Genomic DNA, 25,293 nt, shown 5'->3' with positions numbered 1-25,293 from the left:
TTTGATGTTTAAACGATTTATACAACAGCAAAGTAATGTTTGATAAAGAAGTCTGATTTGACTTCCCATACAGTTGAAGTTCCTTTTTCGACTACCCAGAAGTCACCTGCTTTAAACGTTGTTGTAATCCCCGTCGACTCATCAGTAATAGCAACTTCACCAACAATGATGACAGCTTGCTCACTAAATGGATAAACCAGACGGTACTTACCTTTATCTGTGCCAAAATAACCAGAGCTGATTGCATCTGTTGGTGCGCCTAAAGACATTTTCCCAAATACATTCACATTTGGGGAACCATCCAGAACTTCACCATCTAGATCAGTAATTTTTCCCCAAGCATCTAAGTTTTCGAGCTGGGTTAATTTTTCAATACTTGTTAAAGCCATGTGTCTACCTCTATGTTTATTTCGATATATACATGAGTAATTTCTTTTCAAGATGTTTACTGCATGCCTGACTTGGTATTAATAACAAACTAGAATTTGCTAATCTTGTAAAAAAACGACATATGTTAAATTGATGTATTTAAATAAATAATTGTCGTATTACTTCAACTTAAAAGCTTTTTCCGACACTAAAATAGAATGTGCTTTGCATGTTTTTATTTGGTGTATCGATCGTTGTATCAATCCAAGACAGTTCGGTATCTAGCCCCATAACTGCTGCACGAACTCCGACTTTATAGTCCAGATATCCTTTTTGAGAACCGTCACCACCAAATACTTGCAGGAACTTTTCTTTATTTTCAAGTAAGGTATAACCCAAAGAACCAAACAAGTTAAATGTATTGTTTAAAGGGTAAGTGTATGAAATATTGGTATAATATTCTTTACCTGAACTGGTTGTATAATCTGGTGAAAAATAAAGTGCTGCGCTAAACCTATCTTTATCAGTAAATAGATTAGCTTGGTTGTAGATTAAATTGAACTCATTAAAGTCTGCATTTAATTCACTTGGCGCACCGATATAGTTAACATCTACAACACCTATATCTAAATATGATTGTTCGCTTAAGGTCCAGATATATCCCAAAAAGGCGTCAGCTTCTATTGAGCTTTCAGGGTATGCATTTTGATTGGATGCCCATAAATTCAAATAAGCGCCAGATTTATGCGAGAAATTAATGCCGCCTTGCACAGTCGGTCTTCTATTGGTCATTGAAACACCACGAAAATTATATTGCGTTGCAAACAATACATTTCCACTTACATTAAAAAGATCTGAAGTTTGCGTTTCTGCATAACTATATGTTGCATACCCCATAAGTAAACCACCTAAAAATAAGTAAGGTATCTTCTTATAAATATCCATCTCAATTCTCCATATTGATAATTTTTGTCTAGCATCCTCTGCATAACAATCATCCCTGTTCTGTATTCATAAAAAATCACCCGTTCGGGTGATTTTTAAAAATTAATTTGCAGTTTAAATAAGTAAACAATCTATTAAACGGAATTAAAGATGTTGTTAGATAAAACTTTAAAGTGGACAGATGCTTTTGCCCTATCGATGAGTGTCTCTGGAGCAATTTTTGCATCTTTCGGCTTTGCTCTAGGATATTTAGGCGCATTTTCGGCAATCTTTGTATGGGTTTTTGCAGCTCTAATTGGTAGTTTGCAAAATTGGTTTTTCTTAGAAGCCGCCACAATTTTTCCCGATAAATCCGGAGGCATTGCACTTATTGCTACTGAAGGTTGGAAAGATAAATTTTCATTAGCTGGTCCAATTGCATCATTTGGTTATTGGATGGGATGGTCTGCTGTTCTATCGATTGTCGGTGTAAGTTCTGGTTCAATTATCAAAGAACAATGGTTCCCTAATAGCCATTTTGTTTTGCAATTAGGCTTTTCTAGTCTGGAATTACCACAAATATTTGCAATTGTAATCATCATTCTATTCTGGTTGTTGAACCGCCGAGGCATTGATCTTGCAGCTAAAGTCTCAAAGATTATGGGGCTTTTCCTTTTAATCCCAGTTTCTATACTAGCTTTAGCCCCTTTTAGTAATGATTGGCACTTTGCGCGGTTATGGCAAAACTTTCATTTGGAGCACTTCACAACACTTAGTGGATTTAAAATCTTAGCAATATGGTTATTTTTAGTCTGTTGGAGTTCATACGGTACAGAGATGTGTGCAAGTTTTGCACCTGAATATAGAACAACACGTGATATGAAACTGTCACTCATTAGCTCGGGTTTTTACACAGTGCTAGTCTTTCTATTCGTTGGAATCGGTATATCAGGACTAGTTGATGCCAAAACAGCATTAGCAAATCCGAATGGTTTTTATATTGATATGTTTGTACAACTAACAGGTGAACGTTGGGCACCTCTGTTTACTATTACGCTCTTATTTGCCTTATTTATGGGTGTTAATGCTGGTATAGCAGATGGATCACGTGCTTTGTATGGTATGGCCCAAGAAGGCTTAACGCTAAAACAATTTAGTAAATTGAATAAACATAACATTCCTGAAAGATGCATTATTGTTGCGGTCTTCATCAATGTTCTCATGATTATTTTTCTTAAATCACCACTCGCAATTTTAGTTGCCGCAAACCTTGGTTATGTACTCTCTATCTTCTTTGCTTTAACGGGTTATTGCTTCCTTAAAACTAAATATGCACATCAAGAGCGTGAAATTAAACTTAGCCAGAAGTGGGTTCCATCGGCTTATTTTCTTTCATTTTATACACTCATTATCTTGTTTGTTGGTCTGCTATTCACTGAAGAGGCCGGCTATGGCTCTGTTAAAGAATTGCTGATAGGCGTTCTAATTCTACTCACATCTTTCATCTTTTACTGGTTTAGAAAAACCTTTCAGAAATAAGGATATTTATTCATGTTATCAGTTGAAATGCCAACAACATATTACACCACCACAAAAAAATATGACTTACATTTCCCCAATTTGGAGAACGATATTGATGTCGATGTTGTCATCATTGGCGGTGGATTTTCTGGCGTAAATACAGGCCTTGAATTAATTGAAAGAGGTGTAAAAAGTATAGCCATTCTTGAAACTAATTACATTGGATTTGGTGGTTCGGGCCGTAATGGCGGGCATATTATGGCCGGTATTGGTCATGATTTAGATCGTATTAAAAAATTTGTTGGTGAAGATGGTTTAAACACAATTTTTGAAATCAGTGATTCTGGCTCTCGCATTATTAAGGAGCGTATCCAAAAATATAACATTGATGCAGATGTGGTTTGGGGATATGGCTACCTCGGATTTAATAATCGTCAAGCGAAACTATTAAGACAATGGGAAAAAGAATATAGAAGTATTAACAATGATGTTGAAATTGAGTTTTTAGAAGGAGAAGCTGTAAAGAAAATAGTAGGTTCCGATGTCTACACCTGCGCTTTAAAACATATGGGTAACGGACATTTCCACTCATTGAATATGTTGTTAGGTTCAGCGAAGGCTTTTACCGAACAAGGTGGAAAAATTTTTGAATATTCTCCTGCTGTTGAAGTCACTTATGGTGAAACAATTAAGGTTAGAACACCGAAAGGTTCAGTTAAGGCAAAAAAATTATTGTGGTCCTGTGGAGCTTTTTTAAATCGATTAGAACCTTATCTTGATAAAAAAACTATTAATACTTATGCGTTTCAGCTAATGACCGAACCTTTAAGTGATGAACTTATTCATCGTATTAGCCCCATCCGTGGTGCTTTTAGTGATGTTCGCCCAGTAATTGATTATTACCGTGTCACTAATGAGAATCGCTTGCTGTTCGGTTCAGCAACAGCACTTACTGAATACATTCCATCTGACTTAAAGAAATGGAATCGAGACTTAATGCTGAAAGTATTTCCTTATTTAAAAGATGCTCATATCGATTTAGCGTGGGGTGGCCCTATGGAATGTTCAGCGACTCTCTTTCCACAAATTGGAAACCATCCTGACCATAAAAATGTTTTCTTTGTACAAGGATATTCTGGTTTTGGTGTAACACCGAGTCATGTCATCAGCCAGGTAGTTGCCGATGGAATGATGGAAGGCTCTAAATACTGGGATGTTATTAGCATGATCCCTAAAGCAAGTGTTTGGGGTAAGGAACATTTCAAATCACTATTACTTACAACTGCTAAATTCATTCACCAACTGGAAGGCTATGCCAACGGGAGACGTTAATTCATGTCTAAAATAATTTTGAATACAAAATTGGAGACTCTGCAAACGCTTTGGAAGCAAAAAGATGTACAAGGGATCTTTGACCATCTTTATGTAGATAAAACCGAGATTAGTGGGCAAGGTACGACTGATTTATATACAGGTAAAAATAAACTAATCGCTCTACTTGGAGATCTTGTAGAGGGTTCTTGTGAGGTTAATCTTCGTATTTTTAAAAGTACTGAATTAAGCAAGCAATTAATACTCACATGGGTAAATTGGACAGTTTATACCAATGATAGAAATGATCATTTTACAATGAAAAGCCTCTTTTTATGGCAAGAAATTGATCAAGACTGGAAGATTATCGCTGATATGTATGCTGATGAAGCAATAAATTAATGAATCACAAACAATCTCTCGTATTAGAGAGATTGTTAAATTTATGATTATCTGGATAATTTTATGATGCTTAAATTCCTATTATGTGTAGCTATAATTACCGAAACAACTGCAACAATTTCTTTAAAGCTTTCCGATGGCTTTACCAAACCTCTATTTAGCTTCATTACTATCCTTGGATATATAGTTTCATTTTATTTGCTCTCTATTATCGTAAAAGAGTTACCAATTGGAATTGTTTACGCAATTTGGTCTGGAATGGGTATCATCTTGGTAAGTATCATTGGCTATTTTTTGTTTGAGCAAAGTCTAAATATTACAAGTCTAATTGGTATAATCTTTATCATTATAGGGGTAGTTTTGGTTAATTTTTATTCAGCATAATTTTAAATAAAATCATATAGATAAAATAAAAAATTAAAATTAAACTTAAATAAGTTCAAACGAATATAGACAAAATTAGTTAACATGTTAATATTTATTTATTGCTAAAGGACTTAGCAAGTGGATGGATATAGGGACATACCAGTATTTCTTTAAGCAATTAATTCTTGCGTTTGGAAAAATTCCAATTTTAATAAGAAGTTAATTCAAGAGATATAATAATGGCTCTGAATTCATCAAGTAATTTAATATTACAGGATGACTGATTATGTTGAGTCGCTCAAACTATATGAAAGTTTTTAATGAGCTTGATGAGATTTATAGTTCTAAATCTTATGAGCATCTTAATCTTTTATCTTTTTTAAAAGAAAATGTATATGAATCCCCGATGATTTATTGGGATATCAGTGAAAAAAATGAAATTACTTTTGACTGTTCACTCGGTATTGATAATAATTTTATAGAGCAATATGATTTATATTATAAAGATTTAGATAACTTACATCCTAAACGGATAGGAAATTACTTTTTAAATCATAGCAATATAATATGCGAATTTGACTATATAAGTAAATCTGATTATGAGAAATCGTCTTTTTATAATGATTTTTTAAAAAAACAAGATGCTTACAATATTATACAATTACACTTAACTCATAAAAACAAAGCCTTTGGGATAATTAATTTTCTAACAAATAAAAATAAAAATAATGACTACCTAGCTCTAAGTTTTTTAACTAAAATTATCTCCAATCATGAGTTTTACAAGAACAAAGCTAAAATAATTAATCATTATGATCTTACAAAAAGAGAATATGATGTTTTTAAACTTTTAAAAGATGGTAAATCTTATAATGATATATCATCAGAACTTTTTATTAGTTTAAACACAACAAAAACGCATACGAAAAATATTTTTTCTAAACTTAATATCCAGTCCCGTTATGATTTAAAAGACTTTTAAAAGGAATATCACATGATATTCCTTTCTTAATATTTAATTTCTTCTATCTGCGGCCTTGCCCATAGCCTTTAATTTGATGCAAAACTTTACCTAGCGTACACATTGTTGCTCTCATTGAGTCTTTAAAAGGTATTTCTGGTTTAGAGACTGAACTAAGTAACTTAAAGTGCTCACTTCCCCCCAATATTCCTTGAGCAAGAATTTTGCAAATAATCTGACTTGGAGTGACACCAAAACCACAGTAACCTTGAACAAAAAAAACATTATCGTGGTCTTTTAAAGTTCCAATTTGTGGAAATAAATTTTTAGTTGATGCCATTGGACCACCCCAAGCAAGATCAATTTTTACATGCTCTAGATAAGGGAATACTTTGAGCATTAATTGGCGGTTCCACTCTTTCAAATCCTGAGGAATGTAATCTACTAGCGGTGTTGCAGCACCAAACAACAACCTGTTTTCTTTAGTTACACGGTAATAATCAATTACTGGGCGAATATCGCTATATGCCCCACGAATTGGACTTATTTTATTTATTAATTCATCACTTAAAGGCTCAGTCATTAGCTGAAATGCATATGTATTAATGGTTGTTTTATGTAATTCTGGTTCTAACTTATTTAAAAAACTATCACAAGCCCAAACCATTTTATTTGCAGTTATACAACCTTTAGCTGTTCTAACAGTAACTTTCTTACCATATTTAATTTCAACCGCAGGAGTATGTTCAAAGATTTTTACTCCATAAATTTCACTACATGCTTTAGCTTCACCTAAAAGTAAATTTAATGAATGAACATGTCCTCCACCCATATGAACGAGCGCACTACCATAAACTTCAGATCCAATTACCTTTTGAACATCTTTCCCTTCAAGATAGTAAATCTCGTCCCGATTGTTCATGGTCTTAAATTGCTTCTCCCAGCTTTTTAAAGTTCTAGCTTGACGAGAGTTAAAGCCTAAATATGTGTAGCCATTAGTAAAGTCAGCATCAATATTATATTTTTGAATGCGCTCTCGCATAATTTGTGGACCAAGCTCGCTAAGTTCAAATATTGTTTTTAGCCCTTCTTCACCTACTTCATGTTTAATATTATCGAGATCATGTCCAATACCAGCCATAACCTGCCCGCCATTACGACCCGAGCCACCAAATCCTAAATATCGTGCTTCAAGAACTACGATATTTTTAACGCCTTGCTCAGCTAGCTCTAAAGCTGTATGGATACCAGAAAATCCTCCACCGATGATAACAACATCGGCGTCTATGTCTTGCTCAAGCTGTGGGAAATTTAGGAAATACTTTTTTGTAGCCGTATAATAAGTTGCAGTTTCATCGACATGCATAGCTCTTCATCCATAAACACTCTATTTGTTTTCATTATTAGTAAAATATTTTCTTTAAGATTGTAAAAAAGCGACATAAGTTAGTTTTTGATTTCATTGAAAATAAAATAACTAACCAATTTTTTTGCACCATTTGTTATTAATATTGATCTAATTTAAAACAAGAATTGGATAACTGGTATTGTAAATTACTCAGATATAGTTAACATATTAACTAATACAAGGATTTTAACTTTATTGGCACATTACTTGCTCTATAAAGTTTAATATAGTGTTTAAGAGGACTTCAATGGATATGAATGCTTGCGTTCGAGGAAGAGATCAACTCGCTCAATTTTACTGTGATCAACCCTTTTTCAAAAAGAGAATACATAGTTATCAACGTTGTGATGCTTTTTCCAATATTATTTCCGAATTCTATAGACTGGATATACCACAGATTGAATCACCAGTTTTAGCTATTCCTGACGGCTGTATAGATATTTTATTTGAATGTAGCCCCCTACAACCTCAAGCACGTATTTGCGGTTCTACTTTAGATTCCCAAATAGTACCGCTCAAAGAAAATACACCTTACTTTGGAATAAGATTTCTACCTGGGATTATTCCTAATTTTATTGAAGCTTCAGGAGAAGAAATATTAAATCAATGTGTTAGCTTCAATGATCTAGTAACAAATAAATCATGGATTATTGAAAAGATTTCTTCTGAAAAATCTATTAATCAGCAAATTGATCTATTTTTAAATGTTTTTTCTGATGGGCTCAGTAGAAAGTTTTCGATAATGACCCAAGAAATTATACATCTGATAATTAATCAAAATAATGAAGTCAGAATTAAAGATCTTGAGAGATTGACAGGCTACTGTAGTCGACATATTCAAAGAGTTTTTAAACATGACGTTGGAATGAGTATAAAAACATTTGCCTGTATTATCCGTTTTCAATCAGCAATACAAGCTTTAAATAACTCAAAAGGATTGAAACTATCGGACTTAACTTATGATTTAGGCTATAACGATCAAGCACATTTTCATAAAGAATTTAAAAAGTTTAGTCAAATGTCACCAACAGACTTTATAAAATATTTGAAGAACTAAATTTATTTATATTTTAAATAGGTTAAGTTAATTGCCTATTGTATTCGGTAGTCTTTAAATTGAATCAAAGACTACCTTTCACTAGTTGATTAAACAGTTTTGGCGGTGGCTTCTTTATTCCTCATTGTCATATAAAGAAGTATTGTCATAAACGCTGCTAAAAAGAGAATACAACCCATAATCATAAATCCACTTGTGAAGGAACCGGTCGCTGTTTTCAAATAACCCATTAGATAAGGTCCAACAAAACCTCCAAAAGCGCCAATTGAATTGATTAAAGCAATCCCACCTGCTGCTGCCTCTCCAGATAAAAATTTACCGGGTAATGTATAGAAGATTGTTTTCGCTGAAATTGTACCAACTAAAGCGAAAGTAATTCCAATCAATGCGGGAATTAAACCCGACAAGTTCAAAGCAATAATCAGTGCGATCCCAGCTAACACTAGTGCAACCACAAGATTACGAATAGGTTTACCTGTTCGATCTACATGTTTAGCCCAGATTAATAAACCAACTGTTGAGAAGAAATACGGAATAGCGGCAATCCAACCAATTAAGTTTAATTCAACACCTTGGGCTTTTAACATCTGAGGTAGCCAAATACCAATTCCATAAGTGCCTAGCGTAAAACTAAAAGTAATAGATCCTAATATCCACACTCTAATATCTTTCAGTGCATCTTTAAAATGATGATTACCTGCTGCTTTTTGCTTTTCATTTGCTAACACGCTTGTTAAAGCGTTACGCTCATCATTGGTTAACCAATGTGCATCTTTAGGGCTATTCTTTAGTACTTTATAAGTGATAACACCTAAAATACATGCAGGTAATCCTTCAATTAAGAACATCCATTGCCAACCGTCTAGGCCCATATGGCCATGCAAACCTAATAGCCATATAGATAAAGGCCCACCTACTAAGAATGAAATAGGAGTAGCAATCGTAAATAAAGCCAGAATATGGGTTCTATATTGAGCTGGAAACCAGATAGTTAAAAAGAAAATAACACCAGGGAAAAATCCGGCTTCTGCTATACCTAATAAGAAGCGAATAAAATAAAAACTATATGGTCCAACCACAAATGCTGTAGCAGCAGCTGCGATTCCCCATGTAATCATGATTCGAGCCATCCAGACTCGTGCACCGAATTTATACATTGCCAAGTTACTTGGAACTTCACATAAACAATAACCTACAAACATGATCCCTGCTCCTAACCCGAATTGAGCTGCAGTTAAACCAAGGGAATCTGTCATTTGTAATGCCGCATATCCCACACTTGTGCGATCTAAATAATTAAAGAAATATGCAAGGGCTAGCAGTGGAATAAAACGCCAAGTTGCCTTTTTGATTGCGCTATCACATGCCACTTGTTGCAAATTGATAGTATCATTTGAAAAGTTGTTTGAAGAGTTCATATATGCAGTCCTTGCATAAAACACGAATTAAAGAACTAATGCTCAAAGCATTAGTTCGATTTAATAATTTGCGAATCAGTTAGTTCTTTGATTTTCGCTTGGTCATAGCCTAAAGATGTAAGCACTTCAACGGTATCTTCACCTACTTCTGGCACATTCTCACGGACACCGAAGCGTTGACCATTCATCGTAAATGGCAATAAAGGAACCTTTACTTGCTTACCATTTTCTAGAACCACTTTCCCCATCCCTCCTGACTGATTTAAGTGAATATCTTCAAATAAATCTTCTGGACGTTGAATTGGAGAAAAAGGTAAACCCGCCTGTTCACATAGTTCCATTACTTTTGTTTTGTCTAATTGACTAAGCGTCTCACGAATAATGGGATGGATTTGCTCACGTGCTTTTACACGTTGGTTATTTTGAGCAAAATCCGGATTATTTTTTAGAGTTTCCAAGCCAAAAGCATCACAGAATGCGATCCACTGTGAGTCCGTAACAACACCAATAAATACTTGTTCATTATTTTTAGTGTTGAAAACATCATATACAGCCCAAGCCGAAACACGATTTGGCATTGGAGCTACAGGCTTATCTGTAACCGCTCTTTGCATCATGTGCTGCGCAACTAAAAATGCAGAGTTCTCAAATAAACCTGTTTCAACAAGTTGACCTTGGCCAGTTAATTGACGTTGGTATAAAGCTGCAACAATTGAATAAGCACAGAACATGCCGCCCATCACATCATTAACAGATGCTCCAGCACGTAATGGACGTCCCACGGGACCCGTCATATACGCAAGCCCAGTCATCATTTGTACGACCTCATCCAAAGCAGTTCGATGCTCATAAGGACCGGGTAAAAAACCTTTCATTGAACCATAGATAATATCGGGCTTAATTAATTTAACCCCTTCATAATCGAGTCCTAGTTTTTTCATCGCTCCAGGTCTAAAGTTTTCAATTACTACATCAGCAGTTTTGATTAAGTCCTTGATAAGCGACATCCCTTTTTCGCTTTTAATATCAACTGACAAACTTTTTTTATTGCGGTTATATGTCATCCAGTAACCAGCACCAGACCCCATAAGTCTGCGTGTGTTGTCACCTTGGGGTAATGGCTCAATCTTAATAACTTCAGCGCCAAGATCAGCCAGTAGTAAACCACAAGCAGGCCCCATAACCATATGTACGAATTCTAAAACTCGAATCCCAGCCAATGGAAGTTTCTTTTCATCGTTCATGTTACAGGTCCTTTGCATATTTAAAATTTTTACCTACGCCTGCATCTGGAATAAATCCGTATAGTGGCTCTCCCGGTATTCCTTGCTTTAACCACTCTCGCGCTTCAACAAGTCGATCTATATCAATACCAGTTCGTAGTCCGATGCTTTCTAATAGGTAAACTAAATCTTCAGTGACAATATTGCCTGATGCACCAGGGGCATATGGACATCCACCAATGCCGCCTTGCGATGCGTCAAAAGTCGTAACACCCACTTCAATCGCGGCTAAAACATTTGCCAGACCTTGCCCACGCGTATTATGGAAATGTGCACTGCCTGCTAAATTCCCGACTTCCTGTTTTAATTTTTTAAAAAGGCTGCGGACCTGGACAGGATTTGCATATCCGACCGTATCTGCTAGACCAATCTCATCTACACCTAACTTTGCCATTCGATGAGCCATCGATAGGACTTCATTTTCCGTAACTACACCTTGAATCGTGCAACCAAAGACTGTTGATAGACCTGCTTCTATTAATATTTCCGGATATTTTTCATTTCTAAGCTGAATGATTGAATTCACTTCTTCATAAACTTCAGCATGAGTTTTACGGATATTTGAGAGTGAATGAGGTTCACTTACTGAGACAGGGATCGTAATTTTTTGAACCCCTGCCCTAAATGCATTTTCGGCACCCTTTAAGTTTGGGACTAAAGCGGTAACGAATACATCTTTTAAAGTCAAAGTGTGTTTAACCAACTCTCCGCAATCCGCCATTTGTGGCAGCAATTTTGGAGATACAAAAGATCCAACTTCTATTTCAGTTAATCCTGCTTGAGCTAAAGCTGAAATCCATTTTTTCTTCATATCAGTTGGCATGGTTTGTTTAATACTTTGCAAACCATCGCGAGGTCCAACCTCGCTCACCAATATATCGATGTCCTTTGAATGGCTCATAAGCTGACATTTCCTATTGCACAAGAATAATTTCACATATAACGCCAATAGCGTTCTACCTAATAGAACACAGTTCTATTTTTAATGCAAATTAAAATTTTTATAGCTCAACCACAAAATTCGAAAAATTTAAAAATACTTGACAGGACTAAAAATAAGCTAAAAAATAAATATAAATAGAACATTGTTCTGTAGAATAGAACAGTAAGGATGCTTGTATGAGTCTTTTCGCACCACCGAAAGAGTTACAAACTCAGGTTTTTAGTCAAATTCCTGAAGTTTTTTTAAAGCATGATGAATCAGACTGGGTTCGTGCTAATAAACCGGGTCAAAAAGTAACGAGCTTTTTAGAAGGACCCTCTTTCGATAAAAATGGAAATTTATTTGTTACCGACATTCCGTTTGGACGAATTTTTAAAATATCTCCAGAAGGTCAATGGGACCTTTTAGCGGAATATGACGGCTGGCCAAATGGTCTAAAAATACATAATGATGGTCGAATTTTTATTGCTGATTATAAAAATGGAATCATGCAATTAGACCCCAATACAGGTGTGGTTAGCCCGTTTTTAACGCATCGCAAAAGTGAAAGTTTTAAAGGGGTAAATGATTTATTTTTTTCTCAAGATGGAAAACTTTATTTTACAGATCAAGGCCAGACAGGAATGCATGACCCTACAGGACGTGTATTCAGCTATGACATGAATACAGAACATCTTGAATGTCTTATTAATAATGCTCCAAGTCCAAATGGTTTGGTCATGGACTATGAAGAAAAAGCTTTATTTGTCGCAATGACCCGTGGAAATTCTGTATGGCGTTTACCAATCCAAAAAGATGGCTCTACTACAAAAGTGGGCATTTTTACTACACTCGCTGGAGGTTTAAGCGGTGCTGACGGACTTGCTTTAGATGCTGATAAAAATCTATATGTTTGTGATGCTGGCCAAGCATGTGTATGGGTATTTAACCAATATGCAGAACCCCTTTATCGCATTAAATCGTGTGCTGGTAGAACGATTACCAATCTAGCCTTTGGTGGTCATGAAAATAAGCAATTATTTATGATCGATTCATCTACTGGTTCTATCTTAACTACCTATTTAGAACATTCGGGTAAGCCAATGTTTTCTCATCATTAATTTCTACTTAAAATTTATTTCTTAAGTAAATCAAGGATTGATTTATGTTAGTTTTTTTAAGTTACAGCATGATCGCTGTATTTATGTATGCGGTAATGTCGAAACGCTTATCCGCCCTTACAGCTTTAGTACTTATTCCAGTAATTTTTGCGCTTTTGACTGGTCATGTCGCAGACATGAGTAGCATGATGATTGATGGAATTAAGCTACTTGCTCCCACTGGCATCATGATTACCTTTGCAATTTTGTATTTTTGCATGATGACAGATGCTGGCCTCTTTAATCCGCTGATTCAATTCATCATTAAAATTGTTAAAGGCGACCCGTTAAAAATTGTTGTAGGTACAGCTATTCTTGGAATTTGTGTCGGGCTAGATGGTGATGGCGCAACGACTTATATTATTGTCGCAACAGCCTTGTTGCCTTTGTACAAAAAAATTGGAATCCGCCCACAAGTCATGGCAACTGTTCTATTACTGTCAATTGGGGTAATGAATATTTTACCTTGGGCTGGTCCATTTTCTAGAGCTGCGAGCGCACTTAAAGTCGACCCAACTGGACTTTTCTTACAAATGTTGCCCGTGATGTGTGCGGGTCTTATTTGGGTCATATTTGTCGCTTGTTACTTGGGTTTAAAAGAAAGAAAGCGTTTAGGTATTCATGAAATTAAGCCAGATGACGATCTTATCCATCATGAGCAAAATACGAAAAGCTGGAAATCATGGTTCAATCTAATACTTACTATTCTTCTCGTTTTTTCAATGATTAAAGGTTATTTACCTTTAGCACCTCTATTCATTTTGGCATTCTGTATCGGTTTAGTGGTTAACTTCCCAGAACTTTCTGAACAGAAAAAATTAGTCGCGAAATATGCAGATAGTGTTTTAGCAGTTTCTTCTCTGATCTTTGCTGCGGGTATTTTTGTAGGAATCATGACAGGTACAGGAATGATTGAAGCTATTGCTCAGCATCTCATCTCAATTATTCCTGAAACATCCGGATCTTATCTATCATCGATTACTGCTTTTATCAGTATGCCATTTACCTACATTTTGACGAATGATGCTTTCTATTTTGGAATTTTACCTATTCTTGCTGAAACTGCCTCACATTATGGTATCAGCGCAAATGAAATGGCTATCGCAAGTTTAATCGGTCAACCTATTCACTTGTTAAGCCCAATGGTTGCCTCTACTTATCTATTATGTTCTTTAACCAATGTAGATTATGGTGAGAATCAAAAAGCATCTTTACTCTGGTGTACTGGAACTTGCATAGTGATGTATATTGCCGCTATAGCTATCGGCCTTATCTAAATTATAAAAAGTGCTTTCAATATTTGAAGGCACTTTTTATATTCTTCTATGTTTTATCTCGCCACGTACTGACATTCACTAAAAAATCTATTTCATCTTTTAAATTACAGCTATACTTACTTATTCCTGAAACACTTAAAATTAATTGAGTTTTTATATTTTTGTATGACGAAATCAACACAAGATCCTGATAGCCAAATGGATAAGCAAAATTCAGGTGTAGCTGCCGTAGATAGAGCATTACTTATTTTAGATGCTTTTGATATAGATAGCCCCGTCTTATCTCTCGCAGAAATTTCACGCCGTACAAAGCTATATAAAAGTACTATTCTTAGATTATTGAGTTCATTAGAACGTCATGGTTATGTTGTTAGAAATGAAGATGGCCAATTTTCTTTAGGCATTACACCGTTAAAACTATCAAGAATTTATCAAAATTCTTTTAAGCTTAAAGATGTGCTTTACCCGGTATTAGAACGAATTACTAAAGAAACAGGTGAAACGTCTTCATTTTATATTTTAGACAATGATAAACGCGTTGTTCTGTTTCGCATTGAGCCCGCTCGATCTGTAAAGGTTTCTATCTCTGAAGGAGATACTTTCCCAGTCAGTGTTGGTGCTTCGGGTAAAATTCTTCGCGCATTTTCTCAAACAGATGTAGATGAGAATCTACAACAAATCCAAAATCAATTTTGGGCAAGTTCCTTTGGAGAACGTGATCCAGAAACGTCCTCTTTGTCTGTCCCTGTATTTAGCAATGGTAGACAGTTACAAGGGGCGCTTACCATTTCAGGCCCTTCTGAACGTTTAACACAAGAAAAAATTGCCGAAAATACTTCGCTTTTACTTGAATGCAGTATCCAAGTTTCAAAGTATTTAGCAGGAAGTATTTATGGTTTAGAAGATGCTATTAAACGATTATCAATTTCTAGTTGATGTATAAAAATAATCATAATAGCGCTTCATATCTCTAAAGAGCTATTATGATTGTTATCATTATTTTGGTAATTTTTAACTAAATTACAAAGAAACCATGTGCCCATCTATATTTAATTGGGCAACTAATCCATATTCTCACTCTAAATAGTCTTGCATAGCCTGAACAGAATTATCCGTTCCTTCATAAAGGCGTTTATACCGATCTATAAGTGGTGACAAGTACACATGTTTATCAGTTTCCAAAACAAAAGTTTTTGTCCAAGCCTGCTTACCGCCTTCCAAGATATAAACATTTTCTGAAATTTTAGCTTGAAGAGCAGATACAGCATATTGTGCTAACAGACTAGTACAATACTGGCTCCTGATGTCTTATTAAGTTGATTAGCCTTTTCCTTGATTGGCTCAGCTATTGCAGTAAAGTTTATACAAATTACTATATCATCATTTTGTGTAAGAGAATTAAGTCCTGTAATTTCATAAAAAGCATCGACAATATTTTCATGTGGCCATAACCAACTACTACTTATGCATGTGATATTAATTATGCAAAGAGTTTAAAACAATTTTAAAAAGAAGTAGATAGATTGGTTACGCTCTACGCCACAATTTGACGTAGTAATTTTATTAGACCTAATTTATCTATTTCTGCCCTATCTAACTCTTATTTTTTAATTATCTCTCCCAGGCTAAAGATGCTGTTTTCAATTATTTTCTCTAACTCAATTAAAAAAATCTAAATTATGAACTACCTATAACTTTTATGAGATTAAAAGTTAATATTGGAATCATGAAAAATTAATATTATGCTTATAAATATTTATGGCTATCTATAACAGGATTTGTCATAACTTAGAAAATATCATTTTTGTGAGTTTCAGATATGTCAACTACTATGTTTATAGGTGAACGTGCTATTGCTCAAGCAGCTGCCAAAGTACTTCGAGATACCTTCGTCAAAGCTGCAAGTAATGGAAAAGTACTTTACGTAGAGAATGATATTCTTTGGAGTAAGACTCCAGAAGATGATCAACCAGTTTTTATTAAAAAATTAACTGGAAGAAATCCTAATCTTTCCAAAAAAATTACTAATCGCAGAAAATTTAAGATTAAAAAACGACATGATAAACGATAACCTATTAATCAACAACTTAAGTTTATTTTATACCACTAGTTTAGTTAAAGATTCCAAAGCTCAGAATAAACCCATAGCCCTACAATAATTATTTTAAAAACAAATAATTAAAAACATTCTATATCATTAATAATTTCTCGTATAAATATGACTTTAGTTTCCAGTTCTATTATTTTTTTAGAAATATACACCTCATACTTTTTTAAGAATTTTTCAAAATCAGGATGTTTATTGGTAATATCTTGAAGAAGAATTTGCTCTACTTTGATTCTCTGTAATGATTTCTCGATAATATCTTGCTCGATAGCTAGTACTTCTTTTATTCTCTCTTGCTGGATATTTTCCTTATGTAACTTAAGTCGTGGAGCCTCACTATATCTATATATCCTATTGTTCTCGACTTTCTTTTCACGATTTAAATATTTACACTCCACTAAAATAGCTAGTCCTCTGTAGACTAACTGGCGGTCCTTGTCTCCTATATTTTTCCTTTTACTAAAAATGGCTTGGACAAAGTCATTTGCTCTCCAATCCAATATTTCATTACTCTCAAGGATTTCAAAAAATTCATGGTAAAAGGGTAAGGTCAGTTTAGACATACAGATATAAGATCAACAATTGAAATAGAAAATGAACAATAGGCTACTTAGCTAAAGTATAGATAAGCATAGGAAAGTATTGGTCTTCCCTACGCTTTATTAAGGTCTAAATCGAAGCAAATTAGCGATATGTCCGAATTAAATTATTTTCCAAATAACGGTTGGTATAATTATTTTCAAACCAACGCATCATATCTGCACCAAAGTAAATATTGGTATATATACGGCTATCGACTCCAATTGCCGAGATGGTTTGCCAAGAACGAGTCATAATCGCAATTGGACTGCCTTTTTTATCAAATTCAATTAAAGCTGGATCTATATCATAACGATTAGATGCCCCATTAAAGGCTGTAATCGCTTGTCTTAAATTATTGTTAAGTGATGCATTTACATCTTTCTTATATAAACGAACTTCATTACCTCTAGCTAATGCCTGCTCAATAAAAAGTTGTGCAGCCAAGTCCTTTTCTGAAACATAAATACCATTATTAATTCTACGGTTTGCTTCTGAAAAATTAGCTTGGTGAGTAATATATTTTTCCAGAAATATAGCATCGAAAGTTCTTTTCTCTAGTTTGTACTTATCCTTTAATAAAGCTGAGTTTAGAGTGATGACTTTATTATTACCTTCTGAAGAAAGTACCAAGAACTTATTGCGGATATTTTCATCCCGCATATCGTTCCAAACCTTGACCGTACCATTACTCACCCACCCATCATAAGCTTGAACACCCTTAGAAATTGTTTTTACGGTTGAATTTGCAGCTTCCTGCATTTGTTGGCAACCGACTAAAGTCAAACTGAAAAAGGTAATTATACTTAGTGGAATCTTGCTCATTTTTAATTCACTTAAAACATTAGAAATGAGGATTATAATCCGTGGACTATTAAACCGCAAAAAATAATAGTTCTATTCTTTATGTGAATAGAATTTATGCGAGATTTATCTATAAAAATTGGACAATTAATTCGTCAAAAACGTAAAGAGAAACAAATCAGTCAGGAAAAATTGGCACTACTCTGTAACATAGATCGTAGTTATCTTGGTCGAATTGAAAGAGGTGAAGTCAATATTACGATATTAAAATTGTATGAGATTTCTGAAGTCCTAGATACTAATGCAAAAGAGTTACTACCTGACACCTAATGGAAAATTTTTAATTTATTTATCATGATATTCATTAATCTTTCTCTGCAAATAATGCTTCGATTTCATCCCAATCAGGTAAAATATGCTTCTTTTGCACAACTTCAAACTGTAATCCAACCTCATCCAATATACGCTCAAAGATATCAAAAGATCCTGTAAAACGGCCATTTTCAATTTCAGATATGGTTGTTTTATTAATTTTCGTCAATTCAGAGACCTTCTGTTGCGTATAACCTTTGTTTTTTCTTGCTTCTTTTACTTTTTCACCTATCTGACCTCTATGTACCATCGTAATCTTCCCATACAAAGTTAGCTATATGGCTAACATACTATAAAAAATGACTAAAGTTAGCTATATAGCTAACTTTAAAAGATCTAATGATCTAGATTGATATACTAGAAAACACAAATTAAATTTTCAAAATAATAGTTTTTAAAAAAGATGATAGTTACACTCTTCAATTGCTGTAATAAAGTATTGGCTATGTTTACACGCTACTTATCCCATACCCAAGGACATATTTTTGTCGTAGGTGATATACACGGTTGTTATTCTCTTCTAATGCAGAAATTAGGTGAACACAATTTTGACTTTGATAATGATCTACTCATATCAGTGGGCGACCTAATAGATAAAGGTCCCGAAAATATCGATTGTCTAACTCTTATCAACCAACCGTGGTTCACTATGGTTCGAGGAAATCATGAGGAAATGTGTATTTTAGGGCAATCTGATCTTAGAATTAGAGATATACATTTAAGAAATGGTGGTGAATGGTTTTACTCATTATCACAGAATAAACAGTTAGAAATTTCTTCCATCTTCTCTCAACTTCCTATTCTTATCGAATTGAAAACTTGTAATAAAAAGATTGGTTTTGTTCATGCAGATATAGATAGCAATGACTGGGAATTATTCAAGAAAGATGTTGAGCAAGGTAATTATCATATCTCTGGCTTACAGTCTTCTTATCGAAGAGCATTATGGGGAAGAGAGCGTATCCGCCACTATTGTGAAGATTTTGAAACTATACAGAATATAGATGAGGTCTACTTAGGGCATACCATTGTAAAAGCACCCGTCCAATTAGATAACTGTTTTTATATCGATATTGGTTCTTTCTGGAGTAAAGATCTATATATAAAAAAATTAATTTGAGTTAATTGCAAACAATAGAGCCGGCTTTTAACTTGGAAAACTATACTCAATGAGAATTTTTTATAAAATAAAGTTTTAATAATATTAAATAATTAATAAAATGCTCACTTCGGTTTTTATACATTAAATTTCATATATATAAATGCAATTTAGCAGCTATGTTGTTGATAATTAGATATATAAAAATATTTTATATAATTTCAACTAGAAAGAATATGAAGCCCTTTTATTTTTTGTCCTGAGTAAAAAAAGCCGATATAAAGCTTATCGGCTTTTTTAAGATTTATATCTTATTTTAAAAAACCACTTACAAGATTCATGACATTTTGAATATCTTGGTTTGCTTCTTGATGATCGGTACTGTCACCTTGAGGGGTTAAAGAGTCAATGACCTGAGGTAAGACGGATGCGATTGCACCATAAACTTGTTCTTTGGGCGCTTGAGCTTGCTCGGCAACTTGTTCAATGTCAGCTGGGTTAAATAGACTCTGTAACTGTTGGGTCGGAACTTCGCTATTACTTTGATTTGGATCAACCCAACTTTGAACCTGACTTCCTAAACCCGCACCTTTCAACTTTTCTAATGCAGCTTGTAAACCACCTTGTTGCTGTACCCAACCTAAAATTAAAGGCACAACTGCAATTAATAAACTTTGTACGCCGCCACCTGTTTGAGGTGTACTGTTATTGCCAGTCACTTGCCCTAATACAGAACCTAATACTCCTCCAAGGCCACCTTGAGCGCCCGAAGAAGTATTGCCCCCCATTTGTCCTAGTACTGAACCTAAAATTCCACCTAAACCACCTTGACCTGACGCTTGCTGATTTCCACCTAAAGCCTGCTTAGCCAAAACTTCTACAATATTGCTTAAATTAGTCATGTGTAACTCTTATGTATGGTTTATACATGAGCATACGCGGATTCTTGTTAAGACAGCAAAAACCAAATTGTTAAATTTTGAAAGAGATTTAAGGCCCTTTTACCAGCGGAATTTATTCCAGTTTTCCGGGTTCGCCCAGAACTTTGAATTAAACCAGTCTGGAACATGTTTATAAGTCAATATATTAAATTGCCATAAAGCAAAATCACTATCATGTGAAGTTTTATCAATAAGTTGAGTAAAACCTAAAGAACGTAATAACTGCTCATCACTGCGTTTACTTACCACTACAATTCGTTTCGCTAATAAATCTCTTAGCTTTACTAATAATTGTGATTTTTGTACATCGCTGATGTTCTGCATTTCATCAGTATCAAACAATACAAAACCCAAGTCATAACGCTGAGTAAAAGGCAGACTTAAAAGCTCAGTTACGGTAAAATAGTGCCATTGAATTGCGTTATTCTGGTCAATTTTCTGGCCAATACAAAGTGCAGTATGAATGGGCTGTTCATTTGATAAATCGTCTAGCATAGAAGTGATGACATTTTGTTCAGCCATAACTGCAACCCTTAATTGAAAGATGTGAGTTTAAACTTTATGGAACTACAAGGCATTTGCCATAAAATGCATGCAGGCCTAAAAGATGCTAGTGTAACTGATCAACAGACAACCAAGGCAAATGTTGAATACAAATTTGTATTAGACCGTTCAGAAATTGATCTTCCTTTTAATTTAGGACAAGAACTAGAAATCGAATGGACAGGTAATATTTATTGCACTTCTTGTGGCACTAAAACACCGAAGTCTTATTCTCAAGGTCACTGCTTTAAATGTTTTAAAACTAAAGCGGAATGTGACTTGTGTATTATGAAACCTGAAACATGTCACTATCACTTAGGTACATGTCGTGAAGATGACTTTGCCCATAGCGTTTGTTTCCAACCACATATTGTATATTTGGCAAACTCTAGTGCTTTAAAAGTGGGTATTACTCGTGTTAGCCATATGCCAGGTCGTTGGTTAGATCAAGGTGCAACTCAAGCCTTACCTATTTTAAAAGTTGGATCGCGCCGTTTATCTGGTCAGCTTGAAACCATGTTTGGTTCTTTAATTGCTGATAAAACAGATTGGCGCAAACTCCTCAAGGGTGAAGCTGAACCTTTAAATATGGTTGAACAACGTGATCAATTAATCGAAGAGTTCGCCCCTAAAATTCAAACTATTCGTGAAGAATTTAGTCAAAACCTTGAATTTAACGAAACGGTTGAACTACTAGAAAATGAATTGCCACGTGAGTTTGTTTACCCAGTTGAACAATATCCTGAAAAAATTAAGTCTCTAAACTTAGATAAAACACCAAAAATTCGTGGTGTCTTACAAGGGATTAAAGGCCAATATTTAATTTTTGATATCGGTGTTATCAACATTCGTAAATATACAGGGTACGAGCTGATTGTACGTGCATAAATAGAAAAGGCATTCTTATATGAATGCCTTTTTTTACTTCTCTAGTACATTTAGGATGACTTGAACTGGGTCTTCCGTATTTCCAGAAATAAGCTGTTTATGCATGGTTAAGTGCTGCATCACCTGAATTTGAGCGGTTTCAACATTCATTAGTTTTTCTATTTCTGCTGCTAAATTTTCAGATGTTGCATCGGCTTGAATCAGCTCTTCAATTACTTTTTTACCGGCAATAATATTAGGCAAAGAGTAATAAGGAATTTTCACCAAGAATTTAGCAATTAAATAAGTTAACCAATGCAATTTATAGAATGTGACCATTGGTCGATGCATCAGCATGGCTTCTAATGTCGCCGTTCCTGATGCTAAAGCAATAATGTCACTCGCGTTCATGACCATACGACCAATTTTCGATTCACTACCCGTATTTTCTAAAATATGAATTTTTGCTTTTAATTGAGGCGCTAATTTTTCAACACCCTGCTCAATCTGCTGTTTACGAGCATCATTAATTGCCGGAATTAAAAATTGAATGTCTGGATGTTTGGTATGCAAAATATTGGCAGCCCCCAGTAACATAGGAAGAAGACGCTCTACTTCACCTTTGCGGCTACCTGGTAACAAAGCAATATGCTTCTGATTTTCATCAATACCCAATTGCTGTTTGGCAATTTGAATTGGATTCTCAAGTGGCAATTGTTTAGCTAGCGGATGTCCGACAAATGCTGCTGGAACTTCATATCGTTCATAAAAAACTTTTTCAAAAGGAAATAAACAAAGTACTAAATCTATACTCTGTTTAATGCCATGAACACGCCCTTGGCGCCACGCCCAAACTGATGGGCTCACATATTGAACTGTTTTTATTGGAAGATTCTTTTCTTTAATACTTTTCGAAAGTCTAAGGTTAAAGTCTGGTGCATCAATACCAATAAAAATATCAACCGGATGTTGAGTCCATTGATTGATTAGACCATCACGCACGGCGAATAATTTTTTTAAATCTTTTAAGACCTCAACAATCCCCATCACAGATAGAGTTTCCATTGGGTAATAACTGTTAAAACCTTCAGCAATCATTTGGGGACCACCGATTCCCTCAAATTCAGCATCGATTCCCTGTTCTCGAAAACTACGCATAAGTTTCACACCAAGCGTATCTCCAGAAACTTCCCCAACTACAATACCTATTTTAAGTTTTCGGTTTGCCAAGGTGATTTACCCAAGAATTTGAAATAATGCATTCTAGCATAGAGGTTTATCAAACTTGAACTTGATCTATATGTACTTACCAAGAGCGGCCACAGCACAAGCTATCTAAAATTACACTCATTCACCATCTTTTAATCTAAATTAACAATGCAATTTGAATTGTAGCTTACATTTACAAACAATAAAATAAATGAGAATTATTTACATTATCTTTAATCTTATGAATATCCCACCTCGACCATTTAAGCTTACCGTAATCGCCTGCGCGATTTGTTATGCAAACCTCACCTATGCCCAAGATGCACAGGTACAAGCTTTACAGACGATTCAAGTTAAAGCATCAAATGCTGAACAGTCTTCTGAACAAACCAAAGCATATAATGTTAAGAACTCGAGTAGCGCAACCAAGCTTAATATTGAGGCTAAAGAAACTCCTCAAACCATTAACGTCGTTACTCGTCAGCAAATTGAAGATTTCGGACTTAATAGTACCCGAGATGTTTTAAAAAATACCCCAGGTGTAACCGTATCTAATCAAGAAACTGAGCGAACTACTTATATGGCTCGCGGCTTTGAGATTTCAAATATATTAACTGACGGCGTGGGTTTTCCCCTCTCAGGTTATAACTATAACAATACGAATCCTGATACTTATTTCTATGATCGTGTAGAAGTTGTTAAAGGTGCTGATTCTTTAACTAACGCCTTCGGTGATCCAAGTGCAACAATCAATAATATTCGAAAACGCCCGACTCAGGAATTCCAAGCAAGTGGCGGTGTAAGTTATGGCTCTTGGGATACGCAGCGTTATGAAGCTGATGTTTCTGGCGCAATTATACCGAGTGGAAAAGTACGTGGCCGTATTATGGGCTATGAACAAACTGGTGATTCTTACCTTGATCGGTATTCTTCTGAGAAAAATGGTTTCGCAGGTATTATTGAAGCTGATCTGACAGATAGTACTTTACTTACCGCAGGTTATAGCCAAGAACAAAATAAACCTAATGCAAATAACTGGGGTTCTCTGCCTTTATTAGATGCCAATGGTAAACAAATTTCATATGATCGCTCATATAATCCAAACCCTGACTGGGCACACTGGGATAATGAGACACAAAATGCTTTTGTTGAATTAAAACAAAAAATTAATGATCTATGGACGGCTAAGCTAACTTACAACTATCTTGATACGAAGCATAATAGCCGTCTTCTCTATTACTATGGTTATCCAAAAGCTGATGGATCAGGTGTTTCTTTAACCCCTTGGGGCGGTCAAGAGCACCAAGAAAAACATGCTGTCGATTTTAATCTCGAAGGAACATATAAACTTTTCAATCGAGAACATGAGGCATCTTTAGGCTACAGCTATGTACGTAATCGTCAACAAGATAAACAATCTACAGGAACGATTAATGATAGTAATGTTATAAAGTCAACCACTACCGATTGGTCAAGTTGGACACCGCAATCTATAACTTGGTCAGATTTCACAGAAGCTGCAAACTATAAGCAGAATATTAATTCCATCTATGCTGCGACACGCTTACATCTTAATGAAGATTTAAAACTTTTACTTGGTGCAAACTATGTCCAAGCTGAAAGTAAAGGTGAAAGTTATGGTTCACCAATGTCATATAGTGAAAGTAAAGTCTCACCATATGTTGGACTAACTTATAACTTTACACCTGAATATACAGGTTATATGAGTTACACCTCAATTTTCCGTCCTCAAACTGGTATTGATAAAGATACCAATCAAGCTTTAAAACCTATTGATGGTAAAAGCTATGAAATGGGCGTAAAAAGTTCATGGCTAGATGACCGTTTAACAGGAACACTTTCAGTATTTAAAACTGAACAAAATAATTACCCTCTACGCAGCTCTGATGGAAATCCACTTAATCGAAAAGTACCAACGAGTGATTTAGAGTCACAAGGTGTAGAGGTCGGTCTATCAGGTCAAATTACTGATAACGTAAATCTTTCTTTCGGCTATGCTCAATTTAGTATTAAAGATACTAAAAATGGTGGCGAGGCAAGAACCTACAATCCAAACCAGACACTTAATTTGCTAACCACCTATACTCCGCCAGTTTTACCTAAGCTGAAAGTTGGTGCAGGTTTACAATGGCAAGATGGGATAAAGTTATATGATTCAAATGTAAACAATACGATCAAACAAGATGCATATGCTTTAGTCAATTTAATGGCAAGCTATGAAGTCAATGATCATATTACGCTTCAAGCAAATGGTAATAATATTTTTGACAAGAAATATTTAAATAGTTTCCCCGATGGGCAAGCTTTTTATGGCGCTCCAGCCAACTATACAGTTGCTGTAAAGTTTAAATATTAATACCGTAGCCAATCCC

The 25,293-nt window shown here is 34.9% G+C and carries 26 protein-coding genes; 14 read left to right on the top strand and 12 right to left on the bottom strand.

Annotated elements, in window-relative coordinates:
• Nucleotides 1–17 precede the first annotated feature (17 nt).
• Nucleotides 18–389, bottom strand: coding sequence for a cupin domain-containing protein (locus MKL33_RS14075; protein ID WP_270907181.1), 372 nt, complete (start codon nt 387–389; stop codon nt 18–20).
• A gap of 169 nt (nt 390–558) precedes the next feature.
• Nucleotides 559–1,314: a TorF family putative porin gene (locus MKL33_RS14070; protein ID WP_270907180.1), complete on the bottom strand. Its 756-nt coding sequence runs from the start codon at nt 1,312–1,314 to the stop codon at nt 559–561.
• Nucleotides 1,315–1,464: 150 nt separating this feature from the next.
• Here MKL33_RS14070 and MKL33_RS14065 point away from each other — a divergent pair, with 150 nt between their 5' ends.
• From MKL33_RS14065 to MKL33_RS14045, 5 genes are all read left to right on the top strand, one after another.
• Nucleotides 1,465–2,832 (top strand): APC family permease, encoded by a 1,368-nt coding sequence (locus tag MKL33_RS14065; protein ID WP_270907179.1) that lies wholly within the window; start codon nt 1,465–1,467, stop codon nt 2,830–2,832.
• Between the two features lie 12 nt (nt 2,833–2,844).
• Nucleotides 2,845–4,146 (top strand): NAD(P)/FAD-dependent oxidoreductase, encoded by a 1,302-nt coding sequence (locus MKL33_RS14060; RefSeq protein WP_270907178.1) that lies wholly within the window; start codon nt 2,845–2,847, stop codon nt 4,144–4,146.
• A 3-nt stretch (nt 4,147–4,149) separates the two neighbouring features.
• The gene (locus MKL33_RS14055; RefSeq protein ID WP_270907177.1) at nt 4,150–4,527 is read left to right on the top strand and encodes a hypothetical protein; all 378 of its coding nucleotides are present in this window, start codon (nt 4,150–4,152) and stop codon (nt 4,525–4,527) included.
• A 63-nt stretch (nt 4,528–4,590) separates the two neighbouring features.
• Nucleotides 4,591–4,911, top strand: coding sequence for a DMT family transporter (locus MKL33_RS14050; protein ID WP_394899610.1), 321 nt, complete (start codon nt 4,591–4,593; stop codon nt 4,909–4,911).
• A gap of 268 nt (nt 4,912–5,179) precedes the next feature.
• The gene (locus MKL33_RS14045) at nt 5,180–5,875 is read left to right on the top strand and encodes a helix-turn-helix domain-containing protein (RefSeq protein WP_270907176.1); all 696 of its coding nucleotides are present in this window, start codon (nt 5,180–5,182) and stop codon (nt 5,873–5,875) included.
• Nucleotides 5,876–5,918: 43 nt separating this feature from the next.
• On the opposite strand, the gene MKL33_RS14040 is transcribed toward MKL33_RS14045, so the two are convergent.
• Nucleotides 5,919–7,220, bottom strand: coding sequence for an NAD(P)/FAD-dependent oxidoreductase (locus tag MKL33_RS14040; protein WP_270907175.1), 1,302 nt, complete (start codon nt 7,218–7,220; stop codon nt 5,919–5,921).
• 289 nt (nt 7,221–7,509) lie between these two features.
• Between MKL33_RS14040 and MKL33_RS14035 the strand changes: the two genes are divergently transcribed.
• Nucleotides 7,510–8,319, top strand: a complete 810-nt coding sequence (locus MKL33_RS14035; protein ID WP_270907174.1) for a helix-turn-helix domain-containing protein — start codon at nt 7,510–7,512, stop codon at nt 8,317–8,319.
• An 89-nt stretch (nt 8,320–8,408) separates the two neighbouring features.
• Here MKL33_RS14035 and MKL33_RS14030 read toward each other — a convergent pair whose 3' ends face one another.
• Genes MKL33_RS14030 through MKL33_RS14020 form a run of 3 tightly spaced genes read right to left on the bottom strand, consistent with a single transcriptional unit; the run spans nt 8,409 to nt 11,921 of the window.
• Nucleotides 8,409–9,737, bottom strand: coding sequence for an MFS transporter (locus MKL33_RS14030; protein WP_270907173.1), 1,329 nt, complete (start codon nt 9,735–9,737; stop codon nt 8,409–8,411).
• Between the two features lie 50 nt (nt 9,738–9,787).
• Nucleotides 9,788–10,981 (bottom strand): CaiB/BaiF CoA transferase family protein, encoded by a 1,194-nt coding sequence (locus MKL33_RS14025; protein ID WP_270907172.1) that lies wholly within the window; start codon nt 10,979–10,981, stop codon nt 9,788–9,790.
• A 1-nt stretch (nt 10,982) separates the two neighbouring features.
• Nucleotides 10,983–11,921 carry a hydroxymethylglutaryl-CoA lyase gene (locus MKL33_RS14020; protein WP_270907171.1) on the bottom strand — a complete coding sequence of 313 codons (939 nt, stop codon included), beginning with the start codon at nt 11,919–11,921 and terminating at the stop codon, nt 10,983–10,985.
• Between the two features lie 218 nt (nt 11,922–12,139).
• Between MKL33_RS14020 and MKL33_RS14015 the strand changes: the two genes are divergently transcribed.
• The 4 genes from MKL33_RS14015 to MKL33_RS14000 all read left to right on the top strand — a co-directional run bounded on the left by MKL33_RS14015 (nt 12,140) and on the right by MKL33_RS14000 (nt 16,450).
• Nucleotides 12,140–13,063, top strand: coding sequence for an SMP-30/gluconolactonase/LRE family protein (locus MKL33_RS14015; protein ID WP_270907170.1), 924 nt, complete (start codon nt 12,140–12,142; stop codon nt 13,061–13,063).
• Between the two features lie 44 nt (nt 13,064–13,107).
• On the top strand, nt 13,108–14,379 hold the full coding sequence (locus MKL33_RS14010; protein ID WP_270907169.1) for a CitMHS family transporter: 1,272 nt from the start codon (nt 13,108–13,110) through the stop codon (nt 14,377–14,379).
• Between the two features lie 165 nt (nt 14,380–14,544).
• Complete coding sequence (locus tag MKL33_RS14005; protein ID WP_005110673.1) at nt 14,545–15,315, top strand: IclR family transcriptional regulator; 771 nt, start codon at nt 14,545–14,547, stop codon at nt 15,313–15,315.
• 883 nt (nt 15,316–16,198) lie between these two features.
• Nucleotides 16,199–16,450 (top strand): hypothetical protein, encoded by a 252-nt coding sequence (locus tag MKL33_RS14000; RefSeq protein ID WP_270907168.1) that lies wholly within the window; start codon nt 16,199–16,201, stop codon nt 16,448–16,450.
• A 107-nt stretch (nt 16,451–16,557) separates the two neighbouring features.
• Here the strand turns inward: MKL33_RS14000 and MKL33_RS13995 are convergent, their stop codons facing one another.
• Together MKL33_RS13995 and MKL33_RS13990 are read right to left on the bottom strand one after the other, a co-directional pair.
• Complete coding sequence (locus tag MKL33_RS13995) at nt 16,558–17,049, bottom strand: hypothetical protein (RefSeq protein WP_270907167.1); 492 nt, start codon at nt 17,047–17,049, stop codon at nt 16,558–16,560.
• Between the two features lie 121 nt (nt 17,050–17,170).
• Nucleotides 17,171–17,890: a hypothetical protein gene (locus tag MKL33_RS13990; RefSeq protein ID WP_270907166.1), complete on the bottom strand. Its 720-nt coding sequence runs from the start codon at nt 17,888–17,890 to the stop codon at nt 17,171–17,173.
• Nucleotides 17,891–17,986: 96 nt separating this feature from the next.
• On the opposite strand from MKL33_RS13990, the gene MKL33_RS13985 reads away from it, so the two are divergent.
• Nucleotides 17,987–18,199 carry a helix-turn-helix domain-containing protein gene (locus tag MKL33_RS13985; RefSeq protein WP_270907165.1) on the top strand — a complete coding sequence of 71 codons (213 nt, stop codon included), beginning with the start codon at nt 17,987–17,989 and terminating at the stop codon, nt 18,197–18,199.
• Between the two features lie 34 nt (nt 18,200–18,233).
• On the opposite strand, the gene MKL33_RS13980 is transcribed toward MKL33_RS13985, so the two are convergent.
• Nucleotides 18,234–18,491 carry a helix-turn-helix domain-containing protein gene (locus MKL33_RS13980; RefSeq protein WP_270907164.1) on the bottom strand — a complete coding sequence of 86 codons (258 nt, stop codon included), beginning with the start codon at nt 18,489–18,491 and terminating at the stop codon, nt 18,234–18,236.
• A 195-nt stretch (nt 18,492–18,686) separates the two neighbouring features.
• On the opposite strand from MKL33_RS13980, the gene MKL33_RS13975 reads away from it, so the two are divergent.
• Nucleotides 18,687–19,361, top strand: a complete 675-nt coding sequence (locus MKL33_RS13975; RefSeq protein ID WP_270907163.1) for a metallophosphoesterase — start codon at nt 18,687–18,689, stop codon at nt 19,359–19,361.
• A gap of 290 nt (nt 19,362–19,651) precedes the next feature.
• Here MKL33_RS13975 and MKL33_RS13970 read toward each other — a convergent pair whose 3' ends face one another.
• Together MKL33_RS13970 and MKL33_RS13965 are read right to left on the bottom strand one after the other, a co-directional pair.
• A complete protein-coding gene (locus MKL33_RS13970) occupies nt 19,652–20,242 on the bottom strand; it encodes a YidB family protein (protein ID WP_005069392.1) in 591 nt (196 codons plus the stop codon).
• A gap of 99 nt (nt 20,243–20,341) precedes the next feature.
• Nucleotides 20,342–20,803 (bottom strand): DUF6231 family protein, encoded by a 462-nt coding sequence (locus tag MKL33_RS13965; RefSeq protein ID WP_005069394.1) that lies wholly within the window; start codon nt 20,801–20,803, stop codon nt 20,342–20,344.
• 39 nt (nt 20,804–20,842) lie between these two features.
• On the opposite strand from MKL33_RS13965, the gene MKL33_RS13960 reads away from it, so the two are divergent.
• Complete coding sequence (locus MKL33_RS13960; protein WP_004708933.1) at nt 20,843–21,712, top strand: DUF2797 domain-containing protein; 870 nt, start codon at nt 20,843–20,845, stop codon at nt 21,710–21,712.
• A gap of 33 nt (nt 21,713–21,745) precedes the next feature.
• On the opposite strand, the gene lpxB is transcribed toward MKL33_RS13960, so the two are convergent.
• Entirely contained in the window at nt 21,746–22,921 is a 1,176-nt protein-coding gene (gene lpxB / locus MKL33_RS13955) for a lipid-A-disaccharide synthase (RefSeq protein ID WP_270907162.1), read from the bottom strand.
• A 220-nt stretch (nt 22,922–23,141) separates the two neighbouring features.
• Between lpxB and MKL33_RS13950 the strand changes: the two genes are divergently transcribed.
• Nucleotides 23,142–25,277, top strand: a complete 2,136-nt coding sequence (locus tag MKL33_RS13950) for a TonB-dependent siderophore receptor (RefSeq protein ID WP_270907161.1) — start codon at nt 23,142–23,144, stop codon at nt 25,275–25,277.
• Nucleotides 25,278–25,293 lie beyond the last annotated feature (16 nt).

It is taken from the genome of Acinetobacter sp. AOR43_HL, assembly GCF_027854635.1.
Classification (GTDB): Bacteria; Pseudomonadota; Gammaproteobacteria; order Pseudomonadales; family Moraxellaceae; genus Acinetobacter; species Acinetobacter pittii.
The sequence above is the reverse complement of the archived record's forward strand: the minus strand, read 5'-3'. Positions and strand labels throughout refer to the sequence as shown.